We start from the raw sequence: 14536 nt of genomic DNA on the forward strand, positions 1-14536 counted from the left end.
ACGTCAGCACATCCAACGAAAATGTAGATTGTCAGATTGCTATCGCGAGCAAGCTTTGCTCCCACAGGGTTTGCGGTGATTGATGGATCAATCAGACCAGGATCGACGTCCCGGTCATCTCCGCCGGCTTCTCCATGCCCAGCAACATCAGCATGGTCGGTGCCACGTCAGCCAGCACGCCACCGTCACGGACCTTGAAGTTGCGCTTGCCGACATAGATGAACGGCACCGGCTCGGTAGTGTGGGCGGTGTGGGCCTGGCCGGTGGATTCGTCGGACATCTGCTCGACGTTGCCGTGGTCGGCCGTGATCAGTGCTTCGCCGCCGACCTTTTCCAGGGCCTCGACGATGCGGCCAACGCAGGTGTCCAGGCATTCCACGGCCTCGACCGCCGCCTCGAACACGCCGCTGTGGCCCACCATGTCACCGTTGGCGTAGTTGACCACGATCACGTCGTAACGCTGGTTTTCAATGGCCTCGACGATGCGGTCGGTCACTTCCGGCGCGCTCATCTCCGGTTGCAGGTCGTAGGTGGCGACTTTGGGCGAGGGGATCAGGATGCGTTCTTCGCCCGGGAAGGGTTCTTCACGGCCGCCGGAGAAAAAGAACGTCACGTGGGCGTACTTTTCGGTCTCGGCGATGCGCAGTTGGGTCTTGCCATTCTTCGCCAGGTAGTCGCCCAGCACGTTTTCCAGGCTGCCGGCGGCGAAGGCCGATGGCGCGGGGATGCTGGCGGCGTATTGGGTCAGCATCACGAAGCCGGCCAGTTTCGGCTGGCGAGCGCGTTCGAATTCCTTGAAGTCGTCTTCGACAAACACGCGGGTCAGTTCGCGAGCGCGGTCGGCGCGGAAGTTCATGAACACCACGGCATCGCCGTCCTCGACCTTGACCGGTTCGCCGATGGTGGTGGCCTTGACGAATTCGTCGCTTTCACCACGCTCGTAGGCGGCTTGCAGGCCTTCCTGGGCGGTGGCGGCATTGAATTCGGCGCTGCCGTCGACGATCAGGTTGTAGGCCTGGGACACGCGGTCCCAGCGGTTGTCACGGTCCATGGCGTAATAGCGGCCGATGAGGCTGGCGATGCGCCCCTTGCCGAGTGCCTGGAATGCTGCGTCCAGGAGTTCGATCGACGACGTGGCACTTTTCGGTGGCGTGTCGCGGCCATCGAGGAACGCGTGCAGGTAGATCTGCTCGGCGCCGCGCTTGAAGGCCAGTTCGGCCATGGCGATCAGGTGGTCCTGGTGGCTGTGCACGCCACCGTCGGACAGCAGGCCCATGAAGTGCACGGCCTTGCCGGCGGCCACGGCTTTATCCACGGCGGCGCAGATGGTCGGGTTTTCGAAGAACTCACCGTCGCGGATCGATTTGGTCACGCGGGTGAAGTCCTGATACACCACGCGGCCTGCGCCGAGGTTCATGTGGCCGACTTCGGAGTTGCCCATCTGCCCGTCCGGCAGGCCGACGTCCATGCCGCTGCCGGAGATCAGGCCGTTGGGCACGGTGGCCCACAAACGGTCCAGCACAGGCTTGTTGGCCGAATACACGGCGTTGGATTCGTGGCTTTCACTGTGACCGAAGCCGTCGAGAATCATCAGGACCAAAGGTTTAGGCGTGGTAGTCATGGAATCCACTCGTGGCGGGTTAAAAGAAGACGATGGAAAAGGGACGGGCAGTTTAAAGGTAAGTTCCGACGGCGTCACCGCCGGGCGGGGTTTGGCCGGCCTTGTGTGCTGTGTATACTGGCCGACATTTTAACGCCCTGGAACCTCCTTCGATGGTTGCTCACCTGATTGAATTTGCCACTAACCACTACATTCTCGTCGGTATCTTCGTCGTACTGCTGGCGTTGCTGGTAGCCCATACGATGCAGGGTGGCGGTCGCAGCCTCAGTACCGCCGAGCTGACGGCGCTGGTCAACAAGGATGCCGGCGTGGTGGTGGACATCCGCCCGAGCAAGGATTACGCCGCCGGCCACATTGTCGGGGCGGTGAATATTCCCCAGGACAAACTGATCGCCCGCATCGGCGAGCTGGAAAAACACAAGGCCAAGACACTGATCCTGGTAGATGCCCAAGGCCAGCACGCCGGCACCCACGCCCGCGAGCTGATGAAATCCGGTTTCACCGCCGCCAAGCTGTCCGGCGGTGTTGCGAGCTGGAAAGCCGACAATCTGCCCCTGGTGAAGTGAAATGTCCCACGTCGTTGTCTATTCCAGCGATTACTGCCCCTATTGTTCCCGAGCCAAGTTCCTGCTCCAGAACAAAGGCGTGGCCTTCGAAGAGATCAAGGTCGACGGCAAGCCGCAACTGCGCGCCCAAATGGCCCAGAAGGCCGGGCGCACGTCCGTGCCGCAGATCTGGATCGGCAGCACCCACGTGGGCGGTTGCGATGATCTGTTCGCCCTGGAGCGCGCCGGTAAGCTCGACGCACTGCTCAAGGCCTGAATTTCCCACTGACAAGAACCTGAAAGTAAGAAGGATCTGCGATGACTGACCAACAGAACACAGCTGCCAGCGAAGACGAAGCCGCACCGCAATTCTCCTTGCAGCGCATTTATGTACGTGACCTGTCCTTCGAAGCCCCGAAAAGCCCGGCGATCTTTCGCCAGCAGTGGGAGCCGAGCGTAGGCCTGGACCTGAACACTCGCCAGAAAGCCCTGGAAGATGACTTCCATGAAGTGGTGTTGACCCTGTCGGTTACTGTGAAAAACGGTGACGAAGTGGCGTTCATCGCCGAAGTGCAACAGGCCGGGATCTTCCTGATCAGGAACCTGGATGCCGCTTCGATGAGCCACACCCTCGGTGCGTTCTGCCCGAACATCCTGTTCCCTTACGCCCGCGAAACCCTGGACAGCCTGGTGACCCGCGGTTCGTTCCCGGCCCTGATGCTGGCCCCGGTGAACTTCGATGCCCTGTATGCGCAAGAACTGCAGCGCATGCAGCAAGAAGGCGGCGCGACCGTTCAGTAAGCGGCGTCGCTTCTGTTCGCAAGGCACAAAACTTGTGGGAGCGAGCCCTGTGGGAGCCGAGCTTGCTCGCGATGAACGATGACGCGGTTTTGCAGTTGAACCGTGTCGACCTCATCGCGAGCAAGCTCGGCTCCCACAGGCTCGCTCCCACAGGTGTTTCTGGCTGACAGGCAGGGCTCAGGCGAAGCCGTTCTGCCGCCACGCCTCATAAACCGCCACCGCCACGGTATTGGACAGGTTCAGGCTGCGGCAGCCTTCGCGCATCGGCAGGCGCAGGCGCTGGTCGGCGGGCAGGGCGTCCAGCACCTCGGCCGGCAGGCCACGGCTTTCCGGGCCGAACAGGAACGCATCACCGGCGACGAAGCTGGCGTCATGGAACGGCCGCGAACCCTTGGTGGTAAAGGCGAACAGGCGCGGATGCCCGAGGCTTTCCAGACAGCTGGCAAGGTCGGCGTGACGCTGCAAGGTGGCATACTCGTGATAGTCGAGACCGGCACGGCGCAGGCGCTTGTCGTCCATGTCGAAGCCCAGCGGTTCGATCAAATGCAGGTGGCAGCCGCTGTTGGCGCACAACCTGATGACATTGCCGGTATTCGGCGGAATTTCCGGTTGAAAAAGGATGACGTGAAACATGCACGGCTCCGCAGATGAAGATGAGCGGCATTCTACGCTGCAAACCGACCGACGTTCGAAGCTAATGCCTCGGGTGATGGGCTCGTTGGCGATCTTCGGCATGATGGTCGGATTGATGATCGGACGCCTGACCACGCCCGAACCGAGCGTGCTGCAGCAGGTCGAGGTGATTGACGGTGGGGTGGTGGCCTGGTTCAACACCGAACCCAAGCTGCACGGGGAAGTCATCGACGGCTCGGTGGCGCTGTTGTTCGAAGCGCAAGGGCGATCGCAGAACGGCCAGTTAAAGCTCAACGGCAAGGACGTGAACTGGCGGGTGCGGTTGAGTGACAAGGGGTTGTTGCTGACGCTGGTGGCGGCGCGTCCGTTGCGCGGGGCGTGGACCTCCAGCGAGGTCGATGACCGCTGGCGGCTGGAGGTCCGTCTCCAGGAGCAATAAAAGAGGGAATCCCCGGCCTGCCTGTACCAAGGTCCCCAAAACGGGAGGGCTTACCGCGAAGGTCCAGCCCTGGTGTAAAGAAGGGAAACCTTGACCTGCCTGTATCAAGGCCCCCAAAACAGTGGGCTCGATGAGCCCGGTATAAAAGAGGGGAATCCCCGGCCTGCCTGTACCAAGGTCCCCGAAACTGGGTAGTGATTGAGTTATTGCAGGGGGCGTGCCAGTTTTGAATGGCTTGTCACAAAAACACTGCTGGCGATGCTGAAAGCCCCGTATTCCGGGGCTTTTGTTTTTGTTTGTGCGGTTTTTTTCGAACTGGATCGATTGGTTTTGGCTCGTTGTGCATGCGCAATTGCGGTTCGCAGTGCATTGATGCGGTGCACACAGTCCTTTAAAAAGCATCGTCGGATCGCCGCCCGGAGCAAGCTCGCTCCCACAGGGGATCTGCGGTGAACACAAATTTTGTGCCTGATGCAGAACCATTGTGGGAGCGAGCTTGCTCGCGATTGGCCTTCAAGATCAGCGAAGGGTTAAAGGCCGATCAGCCCTCATCCCCGTCATCATCATCCCCACCGTCGACCTTCATCCCCAATTCCTTGATCTTGCGGGTCAAGGTATTACGGCCCCAACCCAGCAGCACCGCGGCGTCGCGACGGCGGCCGGCGGTGTGCTTGAGGGCGGTTTCGATCATGATTCGCTCGAAACTCGGCACCGCGCTGTCCAGCAGGCTCGACTGGCCACGGGACAGGGCCTGGTCGGCCCACTGGCGCAGGGCTTGCTCCCAGTTGGTCACCGGAGCCGAATCCTGCGGCAGGCTCAACAGCTCTGGCGGCAGGTCGCTGATGTGCACTTCGCGACCCGAAGCCATTACCGTGATCCAGCGGCAGGTGTTCTCCAGCTGACGCACGTTGCCCGGCCACGGCAGGTTCTTGAGGTATTCCTCGGTTTCGCTCTTGAGCAGCTTGGGCTCGACCGCCAGTTCCTGGGCCGCGCGGCTGAGGAAGTGCCTGGCCAGGGTCGGGATGTCTTCGCGACGGTCCGCCAGGCGCGGGATATGAATGCGGATCACGTTCAGGCGGTGGAACAAGTCCTCACGGAATTTGCCGGCGTGAACCAGGGTTTCCAGGTTCTGGTGGGTCGCGGCGATGATGCGCACGTCCACCTTGACCGGCGTATGCCCGCCCACCCGATAGAACTCGCCATCGGCCAGTACGCGCAGCAAGCGCGTCTGGGTGTCCGCCGGCATGTCGCCGATTTCATCGAGGAACAACGTGCCGCCGTCGGCTTGCTCGAAGCGCCCGCGCCGCAGGTTGGCCGCGCCGGTGAACGCACCTTTTTCGTGGCCGAACAGCTCGGACTCCATCAGGTCCTTGGGAATCGCAGCCATGTTCAGCGCGATGAACGGCGATGCCGCCCGTGGACTGTGACGGTGCAGGGCGTGGGCCACCAATTCTTTGCCGGTGCCCGACTCGCCGTTGATCAGCACGGTGATGTTGGAGTGGCTCAGGCGCCCGATGGCGCGAAACACTTCCTGCATCGCCGGCGCTTCACCGATGATTTCCGGGGTGCGGGCCAGGGCTGGCACCTCTTCCATGCCCTGTTGTTCCTGGGCATGTTGATTGGCGCGCTTGACCAGCGACACGGCTTCATCGACGTCGAATGGCTTGGGCAGGTATTCGAAAGCGCCGCCCTGGTAGGACGCCACGGCGCTGTCCAGGTCGGAATGGGCGGTCATGATGATCACCGGCAGCCGTGGATGCTGTTCGCGAATCCGCGCCAGCAGGTCCAGGCCGCTGGCGCCAGGCATGCGGATGTCGGAGATGATGACGTCCGGTTGCTGACGCGCCAGGCGACTCATTACTCCATCGGCGCTGTCGAAGCTCTGGGTGGTCATGCCTTCCTGTTGCAAGGCTTTTTCCAGGACCCAACGGATAGAACGGTCGTCATCGACGATCCACACGGTTTCACTACGGCTCATGTCGATGTGGCTCCTTGTTCCAGTGGCAGGAAGATCGAGAAGGTGGTGTGGCCGGGGTGGCTTTCACACTCGATCAAGCCCTGATGCTGACTGATGATGTTCTGGGTAATGGCCAGGCCCAGCCCGGTACCGTCCGGACGGCCGCTGACCATGGGAAAAAAGATGGTTTCCTGCAGCTCGGCAGGGATGCCCGGGCCGTTGTCGATGATTTCGATCTTGGTCACCAGGCGATGGCGCACATGGCCGATGGTGAACTGGCGCATGGCGCGGGTACGCAGGCTGATGCGCCCCAGGCGTAGCTCGTTCTGGCTGCTGATGGCTTGCATCGCGTTGCGCACAATGTTCAGCACGGCCTGGATCATCTGCTCGCGGTCGATCAAGACATCGGGAATGCTCGGGTCATAGTCGCGCACCAACGTGATGCAGCCTTGGCTTTCGGCTTCCACCAGGCTGCTGACGCGCTCCAGCACCTCATGGACGTTGCACATCGCCAGCGATGGCAGCTTGTTCGAGCCGAGCATGCGGTCCACCAGGTTCCGCAGGCGGTCGGCTTCTTCAATGATGACGTTGGTGTAGTCCTTGAGGTTTTCTTCCGGCAGTTCGCGGGCGAGCAACTGCGCCGCGCCACGAATCCCGCCGAGGGGGTTCTTGATCTCGTGGGCCAGGCCGCGCACCAGCATCTTGCTGGTTTCCTGCTTGGACAATTGCGCTTCTTCCTTGGTGATACGCAGCAAGCGATCACGCGGGTGGACTTCCAGCAACAGCAGGGTGGCGCCGTTGTTCAGGATTGGCGTAACCGCGTAGTCCACGGTCAGGGTCTGGCCGGTCAGCGCGGTCAGCATCGCTTCGCGCTTGGTGAACGGATGGGCCTGTTCCACCGCCTGGCGCAAGGAGTTGAGTGCTTCGGCGGACTCGGTGAACAACTCGCTGATGAACTGTCCGTGGCTGCGCTGGCCACTGACGGCCAGGAGCATCTCGGCCGCCGGGTTCATGTACTCGAGGCGCAGTTCGGCGTCGAGCAGGATGGTCGCGGTGGTGAGGTTGTCGAGCAGCAAGCGGTGTAGTGCGTCGCTAATGGTCATCAGGACCTCTTTTGGAGCGTAGCAACTTGGGACCGGTCCCAAATTGCGCGCGCGATTAATGCGCTGTTACGAGGAAAATGCAAAAACCAAACCAAGGCTCCGAAAAGAAGCGTTTAGAGCCTCAAAAGGGTGTTTTTCGCCCAGTTGCGTGGCGTTCTGCCAGCTTTTTCGGGTACTTTCGAACCAAAATGGGTTTGGAAACTGAGTAGCGTGCAATGGTTTGCACCAATATAGTGCGCCAACCTGAACGGCATCAGAAGAACGGCAGGATGCTGCTTTTTTCTTCTTCAGGCTTTTCGGCGAGGGGGCACTCGGGGCGTTGACCGTAATCGGTCGCGGCGCAGGGTTTGATGCGGCGCTTTTGCGCCAGGGACATGCGTTGCATATGGAAGGGCTGGTTGGCGGTGCGTTCGACGATGCGGTCCTGCTCATCGAGGATTTCTACCGCCAGTTGATGGGTGCCTCGATCGATGTTGCTCAAGGCAAACACCGGGCTCGGCCCCGGCGCGCCTGTTGGCTGGCCGTCGAGCAACAGGCGATAGCGGTGGCCTTTTTTCAGGCCGGGTTCGCTGGTGACGCTGACGATCAGTTCGCCTGCGGTGCTGCGTATCGTCGCGTCCGGCTCAGGTATCAACAGCCGGAGCATTTCGTAATGAAACAGGGGCTCGGGCCGGGCTTCGGGCATGGGCGCCGAGGTTGTGCCCGGGGGCGGCGTCGGCATCCGGTTGCCGGGTGGCAGTTGGACTTTCTTCGCATTGCCGGGGCGCGGCTGATCGGTGAAGACGCGATTACCCTGGGCATCGATGTAGGTGTAGACCTGCGCCACCCCAGGCAGCGCCGCCAGCGCCAGGCTAAGCGCGAGCAGCCAGCGGATCATGGCTGGTGCACCCGCTGCACGGTGAACGTGACGGTCTTGCTTTGTTGCACGAGGGTGTCCCCGTCGATGACTTGAACCGCCAGGCTGTGCTCGCCCCGATCGATGTTCACCAATTGCAGGCGTGGCACGTTGGACGGCTGGCCGTAGGGTTGGCCGTCCAGCAATAGCTGGAACAGATGCGGGCTCTGCAGGCGCGGTTGCGCTCGGACGCCAACGGTGAAGGTGCCATTGTTGGCGCGCAGGGCCTCGTCGGTGGGGATGTCCGTCAGTACCAATGTTTCGTAGGCATTGCGCGGCTCGTCGCTGTTGGCGGGGGCTGGCGGTGTGTTCGGGCTGGCTGGGGATTGGCGTTCGATACTGTTGAGCGGCGGCAACTCCACCGTCTGGGCTGGTACGCCTTGGGGCGGCTGGTTGCTGTAGGCGGTGTTGCCGTCGGCGTCGGTGTACTTGTAGATCTGCGCGGCGGCGGGCAGTGCCAACAACAACAGGATGATTGGAAAACCACGACCCATGGAAAATCGACCGAAAACTAAAAGTGATGGGTTGCAGCATAGGTCAGGGAGGGTGATTGACCCAAGTTGTTGCACATAACCCCTGTGGGAGCGAGCTTGCTCGCGAAGGGGCCGGCTCAGCCAACATCTCAGTGACTGACATACCGCTATCGCGAGCAAGCTCGCTCCCACAAGGGGAGGTGGGGTGCCTCAGGATTTTGTGGAGATACACAGCTCTCCGGTCGCTCGGATCAGGGCGAGGCGGTGCACCGGGTGCTGCTTGTTGTGGTGGGTGGCTCGGGCCAGCCATTGCGGGCACTGCGGGTCGGTGCGGTAGGGGGCGAAATCGGCCAGTTGTTGCAGCAGGCGTTTTTGCAGTCGATCGAGTTGCGGGCGGATCTGTCCCACCAGGTCCGGGCGTGGGAGGTCCGGGGCCTTGCCTTCCAGGGCCCAGTCGGACAGGTTGATGTACTGCACCATTTTGTTGGCTTCTATCTGGGCGGCGAAAAACGCTTCCACGGTTTCGCCACTCAGCTTGTAGGCCGGTGCCTGGGCAACGGCGGCAGCAATGACTTCACGCTCGCGCTGACGGTCTTCTACCGGTTTATGGCTGTCCCATTTGCTCAACGCCACTTGATCGCCAAGGGCCAGGCGTTCGCCAATGGCGTTAAGCAACGGGGCAAGGGCCTCAGGGGCGGGAGCCGAGGCGGCTTCGGCGGTGGAGGCCAGCAGTGCGGCAGACAGGGCAAGGCAGAGCTTGAAGCGCAAAGTCATGGGCAATCTCGTCTTCTATGGGGGAGCGACGAGGCATCATGCACGTAACCTGCGCCCATAAAAAAGGCCTCCCGAAGGAGGCCTCTCTTTATTCACGCCGTGCGTGGCGGCGTTTACTGGATCAGCAGCTGTAGTACAGCTCGTATTCCAGTGGGTGTACAAAGGTGCGAACCTTGATTTCTTCTTCGCTTTTCAGTGCGATGTAAGCGTCGATGAAGTCATCGCTGAATACGCCGCCCTTGGTCAGGAAGGCACGGCCCTTGTCCAGCTCTTCCAGGGCTTCTTTCAGGCTGCCACACACCTGTGGGATTTCCTTGGCCTCTTCAGGCGGCAGGTCATACAGGTTTTTGTCAGCGGCATCGCCAGGGTGGATCTTGTTCTGGATACCGTCCAGACCGGCCATCATCAGTGCAGCGAAGGCCAGGTACGGGTTGGCAGCCGGATCCGGGAAGCGTGCTTCGATACGGCGGGCTTTAGGGCTGTTCACGTAAGGAATACGGATCGAGGCGGAACGGTTGCGAGCCGAGTAGGCCAGCATGACCGGGGCTTCGAAGCCTGGTACCAGACGCTTGTAGGAGTTGGTCGACGGGTTGGTGAAGCCGTTCAGGGCCTTACCGTGCTTGATGATACCGCCGATGAAGTACAGGGCGGTGTCCGACAGGCCGGCATAGCCTTCGCCTGCGAAGGTGTTCTTGCCGTCTTTGGAGATCGACATGTGAACGTGCATGCCCGAACCGTTGTCGCCGTACAGTGGCTTCGGCATGAAGGTCGCGGTGCGACCGTAGGCGTCGGCAACGTTGTGTACGCAGTACTTCAGGGTCTGGACTTCGTCAGCCTTCTTGACCAGCGTGTTGAACTTCACGCCGATTTCGTTCTGGCCGGCAGTTGCCACTTCGTGGTGGTGAACTTCGACGGTCTGGCCCATCTCTTCCAGTGCGTTGCACATGGAGGTACGGATCTCGTGGTCGTGGTCGAACGGTGGAACCGGGAAGTAGCCGCCCTTGATGCCTGGACGGTGGCCTTTGTTGCCGCCTTCCACGTCCTGGTCGGACATCCACGAACCTTGTTCGGAGAAGATCTTGAACATGGAGCCGGAGATATCGGACTTGAATTTGACCGAGTCGAAGATGAAGAACTCAGGCTCAGGACCGAAGAAAGCGGTATCACCGATACCGGTGGACTTCAGGTATTCCTCGGCGCGGTGGGCGATGGCGCGTGGGTCGCGGTCATAGCCTTGCATGGTCGAAGGTTCGATGATGTCGCAGACCAGGATCAGGGTCGGCTCTTCGGTGAACGGGTCCAGGACGGCAGTTTCGTCGTCCGGCATCAGGATCATGTCGGAGGCTTCGATGCCTTTCCAGCCGGAGATGGAGGAACCGTCGAACATTTTCCCGATTTCAAAGAATTCGTCGTCCAGCGCATCACGGGCCGGCATGGTCACGTGATGTTGAGTACCTTTGGTGTCAGTGAAGCGCAGATCAATCCACTTGACGTCATGATCTTTGATGAGTTGAACCGACTTCGACATATGTCCTCCGGGTGGCTTCGGGCGGGTAGTGGAGTGCCCTTAGATATGGGTGATGCCGGCGCGAATACTCTGCCATGGCAACCTGCCTCACAAGGGAGCAAATTGCATGCCAGTGCCCCAGCATGGGTTTTTTGCACCAAATCCACGCTTTTAAAGGCGTAAATCAAAGATTGTCAGACAATAACGCACTGCAATGTGGCGTCGCCAATCGATAATGACCTGTTTTGGTGCATGCAAAACCATCTGCACATAAACTGGTTAAACCTTGAGCAATTTCCGCTATAATCCGCGCCCCCCTTTTTCGGCTGGCCGTTCGCGCGCTGTTTTCATGAAACTAATCGTAAAAGTCTTCCCCGAGATCACCATCAAGAGCCGCCCGGTACGGATGCGTTTCATCCGCCAGTTGGCCAAGAACATCCGTGCCGTGCTCCGAGACCTGGACCCGGCCGTGGTGGTGAATGGCGTGTGGGACAACCTCGAGCTGGAAACCCGTGTCAGCGAACCCAAGGTCCTGAAGGAAATGACCGAGCGCCTGAGCTGCATGCCGGGCATCGCGCATTTCCTGCAAGTCGATGAATACCCGCTGGGGGATTTCGATGACATCCTCGCCAAGTGCATGCTCCATTATGGTGATGCCCTGGCCGGCAAGATTTTTTCGGTGCGCTGCAAGCGTGCCGGCAAGCACCCGTTCAGTTCGATGGATGTGGAGAAGTATGTCGGCAGCCAGTTGCGTCGACAGTGCGGCGCGGCCGGTATTTCGCTGAAAGACCCGCAGATCGAAGTGCGCATCGAAATTCGCGACCAGCGGCTGTTCGTGATCCACAGCCAGCACAACAGCATCGGCGGTTATCCGCTGGGTTCGCTGGAGCAGACCCTGGTGCTGATGTCCGGCGGTTTCGACTCCACGGTGGCCGCTTACCAGATCATGCGTCGCGGCTTGATGAGCCATTTCTGCTTCTTCAACCTCGGCGGGCGTGCCCATGAACTGGGCGTGATGGAAGTGGCGCACTTCATCTGGAAGAAGTACGGCAGCTCCCAACGCGTGTTATTTGTGAGTGTGCCGTTCGAAGAAGTCCTGGGCGAGATTCTCGGCAAAGTCGATAACAGTCATATGGGCGTCATTTTGAAGCGTATGATGTTGCGCGCCGCTTCACGAATTGCCGACCGCCTGCAAATCGATGCGCTGGTGACCGGCGAGGCGATCTCCCAGGTGTCGAGCCAGACGCTGCCGAACCTGTCGGTGATCGACTGCGTGACCGAGAAACTGGTCTTGCGGCCGCTGATTGCCAGCCACAAGCAGGACATCATCGACCAGGCCAATGAAATCGGCACCGCCGAGTTTGCCCGGCACATGCCGGAATACTGCGGCGTCATCTCGGTCAATCCGAAGACGGCGGCCAAGCGCGGGCGGGTGGAACACGAAGAGAAAGAATTCGACATGGCGGTGCTCGAGCGTGCGCTCGAAAACGCCAGGCTGGTGCCAATCGATCGAGTCATCGATGAGTTGGGCCAGGACATTCAGATTGAAGAAGTCGGCGAAGCGCTGGCCGGTCAGATCATCATCGACATCCGTCACCCGGACGACGCTGAAGACGACCCGCTGAGTATCGCCGGCATCGAGGTAAAAACGATGCCGTTCTATGCCGTGAACGCGCGTTTCAAGGAACTGGACCCTACTCGCCAGTACCTGCTGTATTGCGACAAAGGCGTGATGAGTCGCCTGCATGCCCACCATTTGCTCAGTGAGGGGCATGCCAATGTGCGCGTTTATCGACCGAGCTAAGTGCCCGGGGCTGTTTGCCTGTGGCCTGCGTCACCGGCCCCCCGACGCCGCCGACAGGCTGTAACGGCCTTGTCGGACTCAACGTAAATCGCTGCCACGACCTGTCAGCACACCGAATCCTCTGATCGAGATACACAAGTGATCGAAAATCTACGCAACATCGCCATCATTGCTCACGTTGACCATGGTAAGACCACCCTGGTAGACAAACTCTTGCGTCAATCCGGCACTCTGGAGCGCAACGAGCTCAACGACGAGCGCGTGATGGACTCCAACGACCAGGAAAAAGAGCGCGGTATTACCATCCTGGCGAAAAACACCGCCATCAACTGGAATGGCTACCACATCAACATCGTGGACACCCCGGGCCACGCCGACTTCGGTGGTGAAGTAGAGCGCGTGATGTCGATGGTTGACTCCGTGCTGCTGCTGGTTGATGCCCAGGACGGCCCTATGCCGCAAACCCGCTTCGTGACCAAGAAGGCTTTCGAAGCCGGCCTGCGTCCGATCGTGGTCATCAACAAGGTTGACCGTCCAGGCGCGCGTCCGGACTGGGTTCTGGACCAGATCTTCGACCTGTTCGACAACCTGGGTGCCACCGAAGAACAGCTGGACTTCAAAGTCGTCTACGCCTCGGCCCTGAACGGCATTGCCGGTCTGGACCACACCGCCATGGCTGAAGACATGACCCCGCTGTACCAGTCGATCGTCGACGACGTACCAGCGCCGAAAGTCGACCGTGACGGCCCGTTCCAGATGCAGATCTCGGCACTGGACTACAACAGCTTCCTGGGTGTTATCGGTGTTGGCCGTATCGCCCGTGGTCGCATCAAGCCGAACACCCCGGTGGTTGCCATCGACGCCGACGGCAAGAAGCGCAACGGTCGTATCCTCAAGCTGATGGGTCACCACGGCCTGCACCGCATCGACGTTGAAGAAGCAGCTGCCGGCGACATCGTCTGCATCAGCGGCTTCGAGCAACTGTTCATCTCCGACACCCTGTGCGACCCACTGAACGTCGAAGCGATGAAGCCGTTGACCGTCGACGAGCCAACCGTTTCCATGACCTTCCAGGTCAACGACTCGCCATTCTGCGGTAAAGAAGGCAAGTTCGTGACCAGCCGTAACATCAAGGAGCGCCTGGACAAAGAGCTGCTCTACAACGTTGCCCTGCGCGTTGAAGAAGGCGACTCGGCCGACAAGTTCAAGGTCTCCGGCCGTGGTGAGCTGCACCTCTCGGTGCTGATCGAAACCATGCGTCGCGAAGGCTTCGAAATGGGTGTGGGCCGTCCTGAAGTGATCATCCGCATGGTTGATGGCGTCAAGCACGAACCGTACGAAAACGTGACCATCGACCTGCCGGAAGAATCCCAGGGCGCGATCATGGAGCAAATGGGCCTGCGTAAGGGCGACCTGACCAACATGGTTCCGGATGGCAAGGGCCGTGTACGCCTTGAGTACAACATCCCGGCTCGTGGCCTGATCGGTTTCCGTAACGAGTTCCTGACCCTGACCTCCGGTGGCGGCATCCTGACTTCGATCTTCGATCGTTACGACGTGATGAAGTCCGGCGACATGTCCGGCCGTCAGAACGGTGTCCTGGTATCGGTTGCGACCGGCAAGGCACTGACCTACTCGCTGGAAACCCTGCAAGCGCGCGGCAAGCTGTTCGTCGAGCACGGCCAGGATATCTACGAAGGTCAAATCGTTGGCTTGAACAGCCGCGACAACGACCTGGGCGTGAACCCAACCAAAGGCAAGAAGCTCGACAACATGCGTGCTTCGGGCAAGGACGAAACCATCGCCCTGGTTCCGCCGGTCAAGTTCACCCTGGAGCAAGCGCTGGAGTTCGTGCAGGAAGACGAACTGTGTGAAGTGACGCCTAAGTCGATTCGCCTGCGTAAGAAAATCCTTGGCGAAAGCGAGCGTACCCGCGCTGCCAAGAAAAGCGGCAACTGAGTTTCGACTTAGTTAGCAGCTAAAA

At 60.2% G+C, this 14536-nt stretch carries 14 protein-coding genes; 6 read left to right on the plus strand and 8 right to left on the minus strand.

Annotation, left to right across the window (positions count from 1 at the left end; translation table 11 throughout):
* Positions 1–91: 91 nt before the first annotated feature.
* Positions 92–1621 (minus strand): 2,3-bisphosphoglycerate-independent phosphoglycerate mutase, encoded by a 1530-nt coding sequence (gene gpmI / locus KI235_RS01915; protein ID WP_212795463.1) that lies wholly within the window; start codon positions 1619–1621, stop codon positions 92–94.
* A gap of 152 nt (positions 1622–1773) precedes the next feature.
* Here gpmI and KI235_RS01920 point away from each other — a divergent pair, with 152 nt between their 5' ends.
* Genes KI235_RS01920 through secB form a run of 3 tightly spaced genes read left to right on the plus strand, consistent with a single transcriptional unit; the run spans position 1774 to position 2967 of the window.
* On the plus strand, positions 1774–2187 hold the full coding sequence (locus KI235_RS01920) for a rhodanese-like domain-containing protein (protein ID WP_003196840.1): 414 nt from the start codon (positions 1774–1776) through the stop codon (positions 2185–2187).
* A 1-nt stretch (position 2188) separates the two neighbouring features.
* Positions 2189–2443, plus strand: a complete 255-nt coding sequence (gene grxC, locus KI235_RS01925) for a glutaredoxin 3 (protein WP_003196844.1) — start codon at positions 2189–2191, stop codon at positions 2441–2443.
* Positions 2444–2484: 41 nt separating this feature from the next.
* The gene (gene secB, locus KI235_RS01930) at positions 2485–2967 is read left to right on the plus strand and encodes a protein-export chaperone SecB (RefSeq protein WP_003196846.1); all 483 of its coding nucleotides are present in this window, start codon (positions 2485–2487) and stop codon (positions 2965–2967) included.
* A gap of 177 nt (positions 2968–3144) precedes the next feature.
* Here the strand turns inward: secB and trmL are convergent, their stop codons facing one another.
* Positions 3145–3600 carry a tRNA (uridine(34)/cytosine(34)/5-carboxymethylaminomethyluridine(34)-2'-O)-methyltransferase TrmL gene (gene trmL, locus KI235_RS01935; RefSeq protein ID WP_003196848.1) on the minus strand — a complete coding sequence of 152 codons (456 nt, stop codon included), beginning with the start codon at positions 3598–3600 and terminating at the stop codon, positions 3145–3147.
* Between trmL and KI235_RS01940 the strand changes: the two genes are divergently transcribed.
* The gene (locus KI235_RS01940; RefSeq protein WP_013692070.1) at positions 3599–4039 is read left to right on the plus strand and encodes a hypothetical protein; all 441 of its coding nucleotides are present in this window, start codon (positions 3599–3601) and stop codon (positions 4037–4039) included. The genes trmL and KI235_RS01940 overlap by 2 nt on opposite strands.
* A gap of 541 nt (positions 4040–4580) precedes the next feature.
* Here KI235_RS01940 and ntrC read toward each other — a convergent pair.
* From ntrC to glnA, 6 genes are all read right to left on the minus strand, one after another.
* Positions 4581–6017: a nitrogen regulation protein NR(I) gene (ntrC, locus tag KI235_RS01945; protein ID WP_013692071.1), complete on the minus strand. Its 1437-nt coding sequence runs from the start codon at positions 6015–6017 to the stop codon at positions 4581–4583.
* Positions 6014–7099: a nitrogen regulation protein NR(II) gene (glnL, locus tag KI235_RS01950; RefSeq protein ID WP_003196853.1), complete on the minus strand. Its 1086-nt coding sequence runs from the start codon at positions 7097–7099 to the stop codon at positions 6014–6016. The genes ntrC and glnL overlap by 4 nt, the downstream gene beginning before the upstream one ends.
* 253 nt (positions 7100–7352) lie before the next feature.
* Complete coding sequence (locus tag KI235_RS01955) at positions 7353–7976, minus strand: DUF4124 domain-containing protein (RefSeq protein WP_003196855.1); 624 nt, start codon at positions 7974–7976, stop codon at positions 7353–7355.
* Positions 7973–8488, minus strand: a complete 516-nt coding sequence (locus tag KI235_RS01960; RefSeq protein WP_003196857.1) for a DUF4124 domain-containing protein — start codon at positions 8486–8488, stop codon at positions 7973–7975. Before KI235_RS01960 ends, KI235_RS01955 begins: the two co-directional genes overlap by 4 nt.
* Before the next feature lie 189 nt (positions 8489–8677).
* Positions 8678–9241 carry a chorismate mutase gene (locus KI235_RS01965; protein ID WP_003196858.1) on the minus strand — a complete coding sequence of 188 codons (564 nt, stop codon included), beginning with the start codon at positions 9239–9241 and terminating at the stop codon, positions 8678–8680.
* A 121-nt stretch (positions 9242–9362) separates the two neighbouring features.
* Positions 9363–10769 carry a type I glutamate--ammonia ligase gene (glnA, locus tag KI235_RS01970; protein WP_003196860.1) on the minus strand — a complete coding sequence of 469 codons (1407 nt, stop codon included), beginning with the start codon at positions 10767–10769 and terminating at the stop codon, positions 9363–9365.
* Between the two features lie 328 nt (positions 10770–11097).
* Between glnA and thiI the strand changes: the two genes are divergently transcribed.
* Both thiI and typA read left to right on the plus strand, forming a co-directional pair.
* Positions 11098–12552, plus strand: a complete 1455-nt coding sequence (gene thiI, locus KI235_RS01975; protein ID WP_003196863.1) for a tRNA uracil 4-sulfurtransferase ThiI — start codon at positions 11098–11100, stop codon at positions 12550–12552.
* A gap of 138 nt (positions 12553–12690) precedes the next feature.
* Positions 12691–14511, plus strand: coding sequence for a translational GTPase TypA (gene typA, locus KI235_RS01980; RefSeq protein WP_003186725.1), 1821 nt, complete (start codon positions 12691–12693; stop codon positions 14509–14511).
* Positions 14512–14536: the final 25 nt, after the last annotated feature.

It is taken from the genome of Pseudomonas sp. St386, assembly GCF_018325865.1.
GTDB classification, from domain to species: domain Bacteria; phylum Pseudomonadota; class Gammaproteobacteria; order Pseudomonadales; family Pseudomonadaceae; genus Aquipseudomonas; species Aquipseudomonas brassicacearum.

Bases quoted from the DNA above. Each gene is read 5' to 3' on its own strand.
- KI235_RS01920 (WP_003196840.1), top strand. From the start codon at position 1,774: ATGGTTGCTCACCTGATTGAATTTGCCACTAACCACTACATTCTCGTC.
- ntrC (WP_013692071.1), bottom strand. From the start codon at position 6,017: ATGAGCCGTAGTGAAACCGTGTGGATCGTCGATGACGACCGTTCTATC.
- trmL (WP_003196848.1), bottom strand. From the start codon at position 3,600: ATGTTTCACGTCATCCTTTTTCAACCGGAAATTCCGCCGAATACCGGC.
- KI235_RS01940 (WP_013692070.1), top strand. From the start codon at position 3,599: ATGCACGGCTCCGCAGATGAAGATGAGCGGCATTCTACGCTGCAAACC.
- grxC (WP_003196844.1), top strand. From the start codon at position 2,189: ATGTCCCACGTCGTTGTCTATTCCAGCGATTACTGCCCCTATTGTTCC.
- glnA (WP_003196860.1), bottom strand. From the start codon at position 10,769: ATGTCGAAGTCGGTTCAACTCATCAAAGATCATGACGTCAAGTGGATT.
- thiI (WP_003196863.1), top strand. From the start codon at position 11,098: ATGAAACTAATCGTAAAAGTCTTCCCCGAGATCACCATCAAGAGCCGC.
- KI235_RS01955 (WP_003196855.1), bottom strand. From the start codon at position 7,976: ATGATCCGCTGGCTGCTCGCGCTTAGCCTGGCGCTGGCGGCGCTGCCT.
- glnL (WP_003196853.1), bottom strand. From the start codon at position 7,099: ATGACCATTAGCGACGCACTACACCGCTTGCTGCTCGACAACCTCACC.
- KI235_RS01960 (WP_003196857.1), bottom strand. From the start codon at position 8,488: ATGGGTCGTGGTTTTCCAATCATCCTGTTGTTGTTGGCACTGCCCGCC.
- KI235_RS01965 (WP_003196858.1), bottom strand. From the start codon at position 9,241: ATGACTTTGCGCTTCAAGCTCTGCCTTGCCCTGTCTGCCGCACTGCTG.
- gpmI (WP_212795463.1), bottom strand. From the start codon at position 1,621: ATGACTACCACGCCTAAACCTTTGGTCCTGATGATTCTCGACGGCTTC.
- secB (WP_003196846.1), top strand. From the start codon at position 2,485: ATGACTGACCAACAGAACACAGCTGCCAGCGAAGACGAAGCCGCACCG.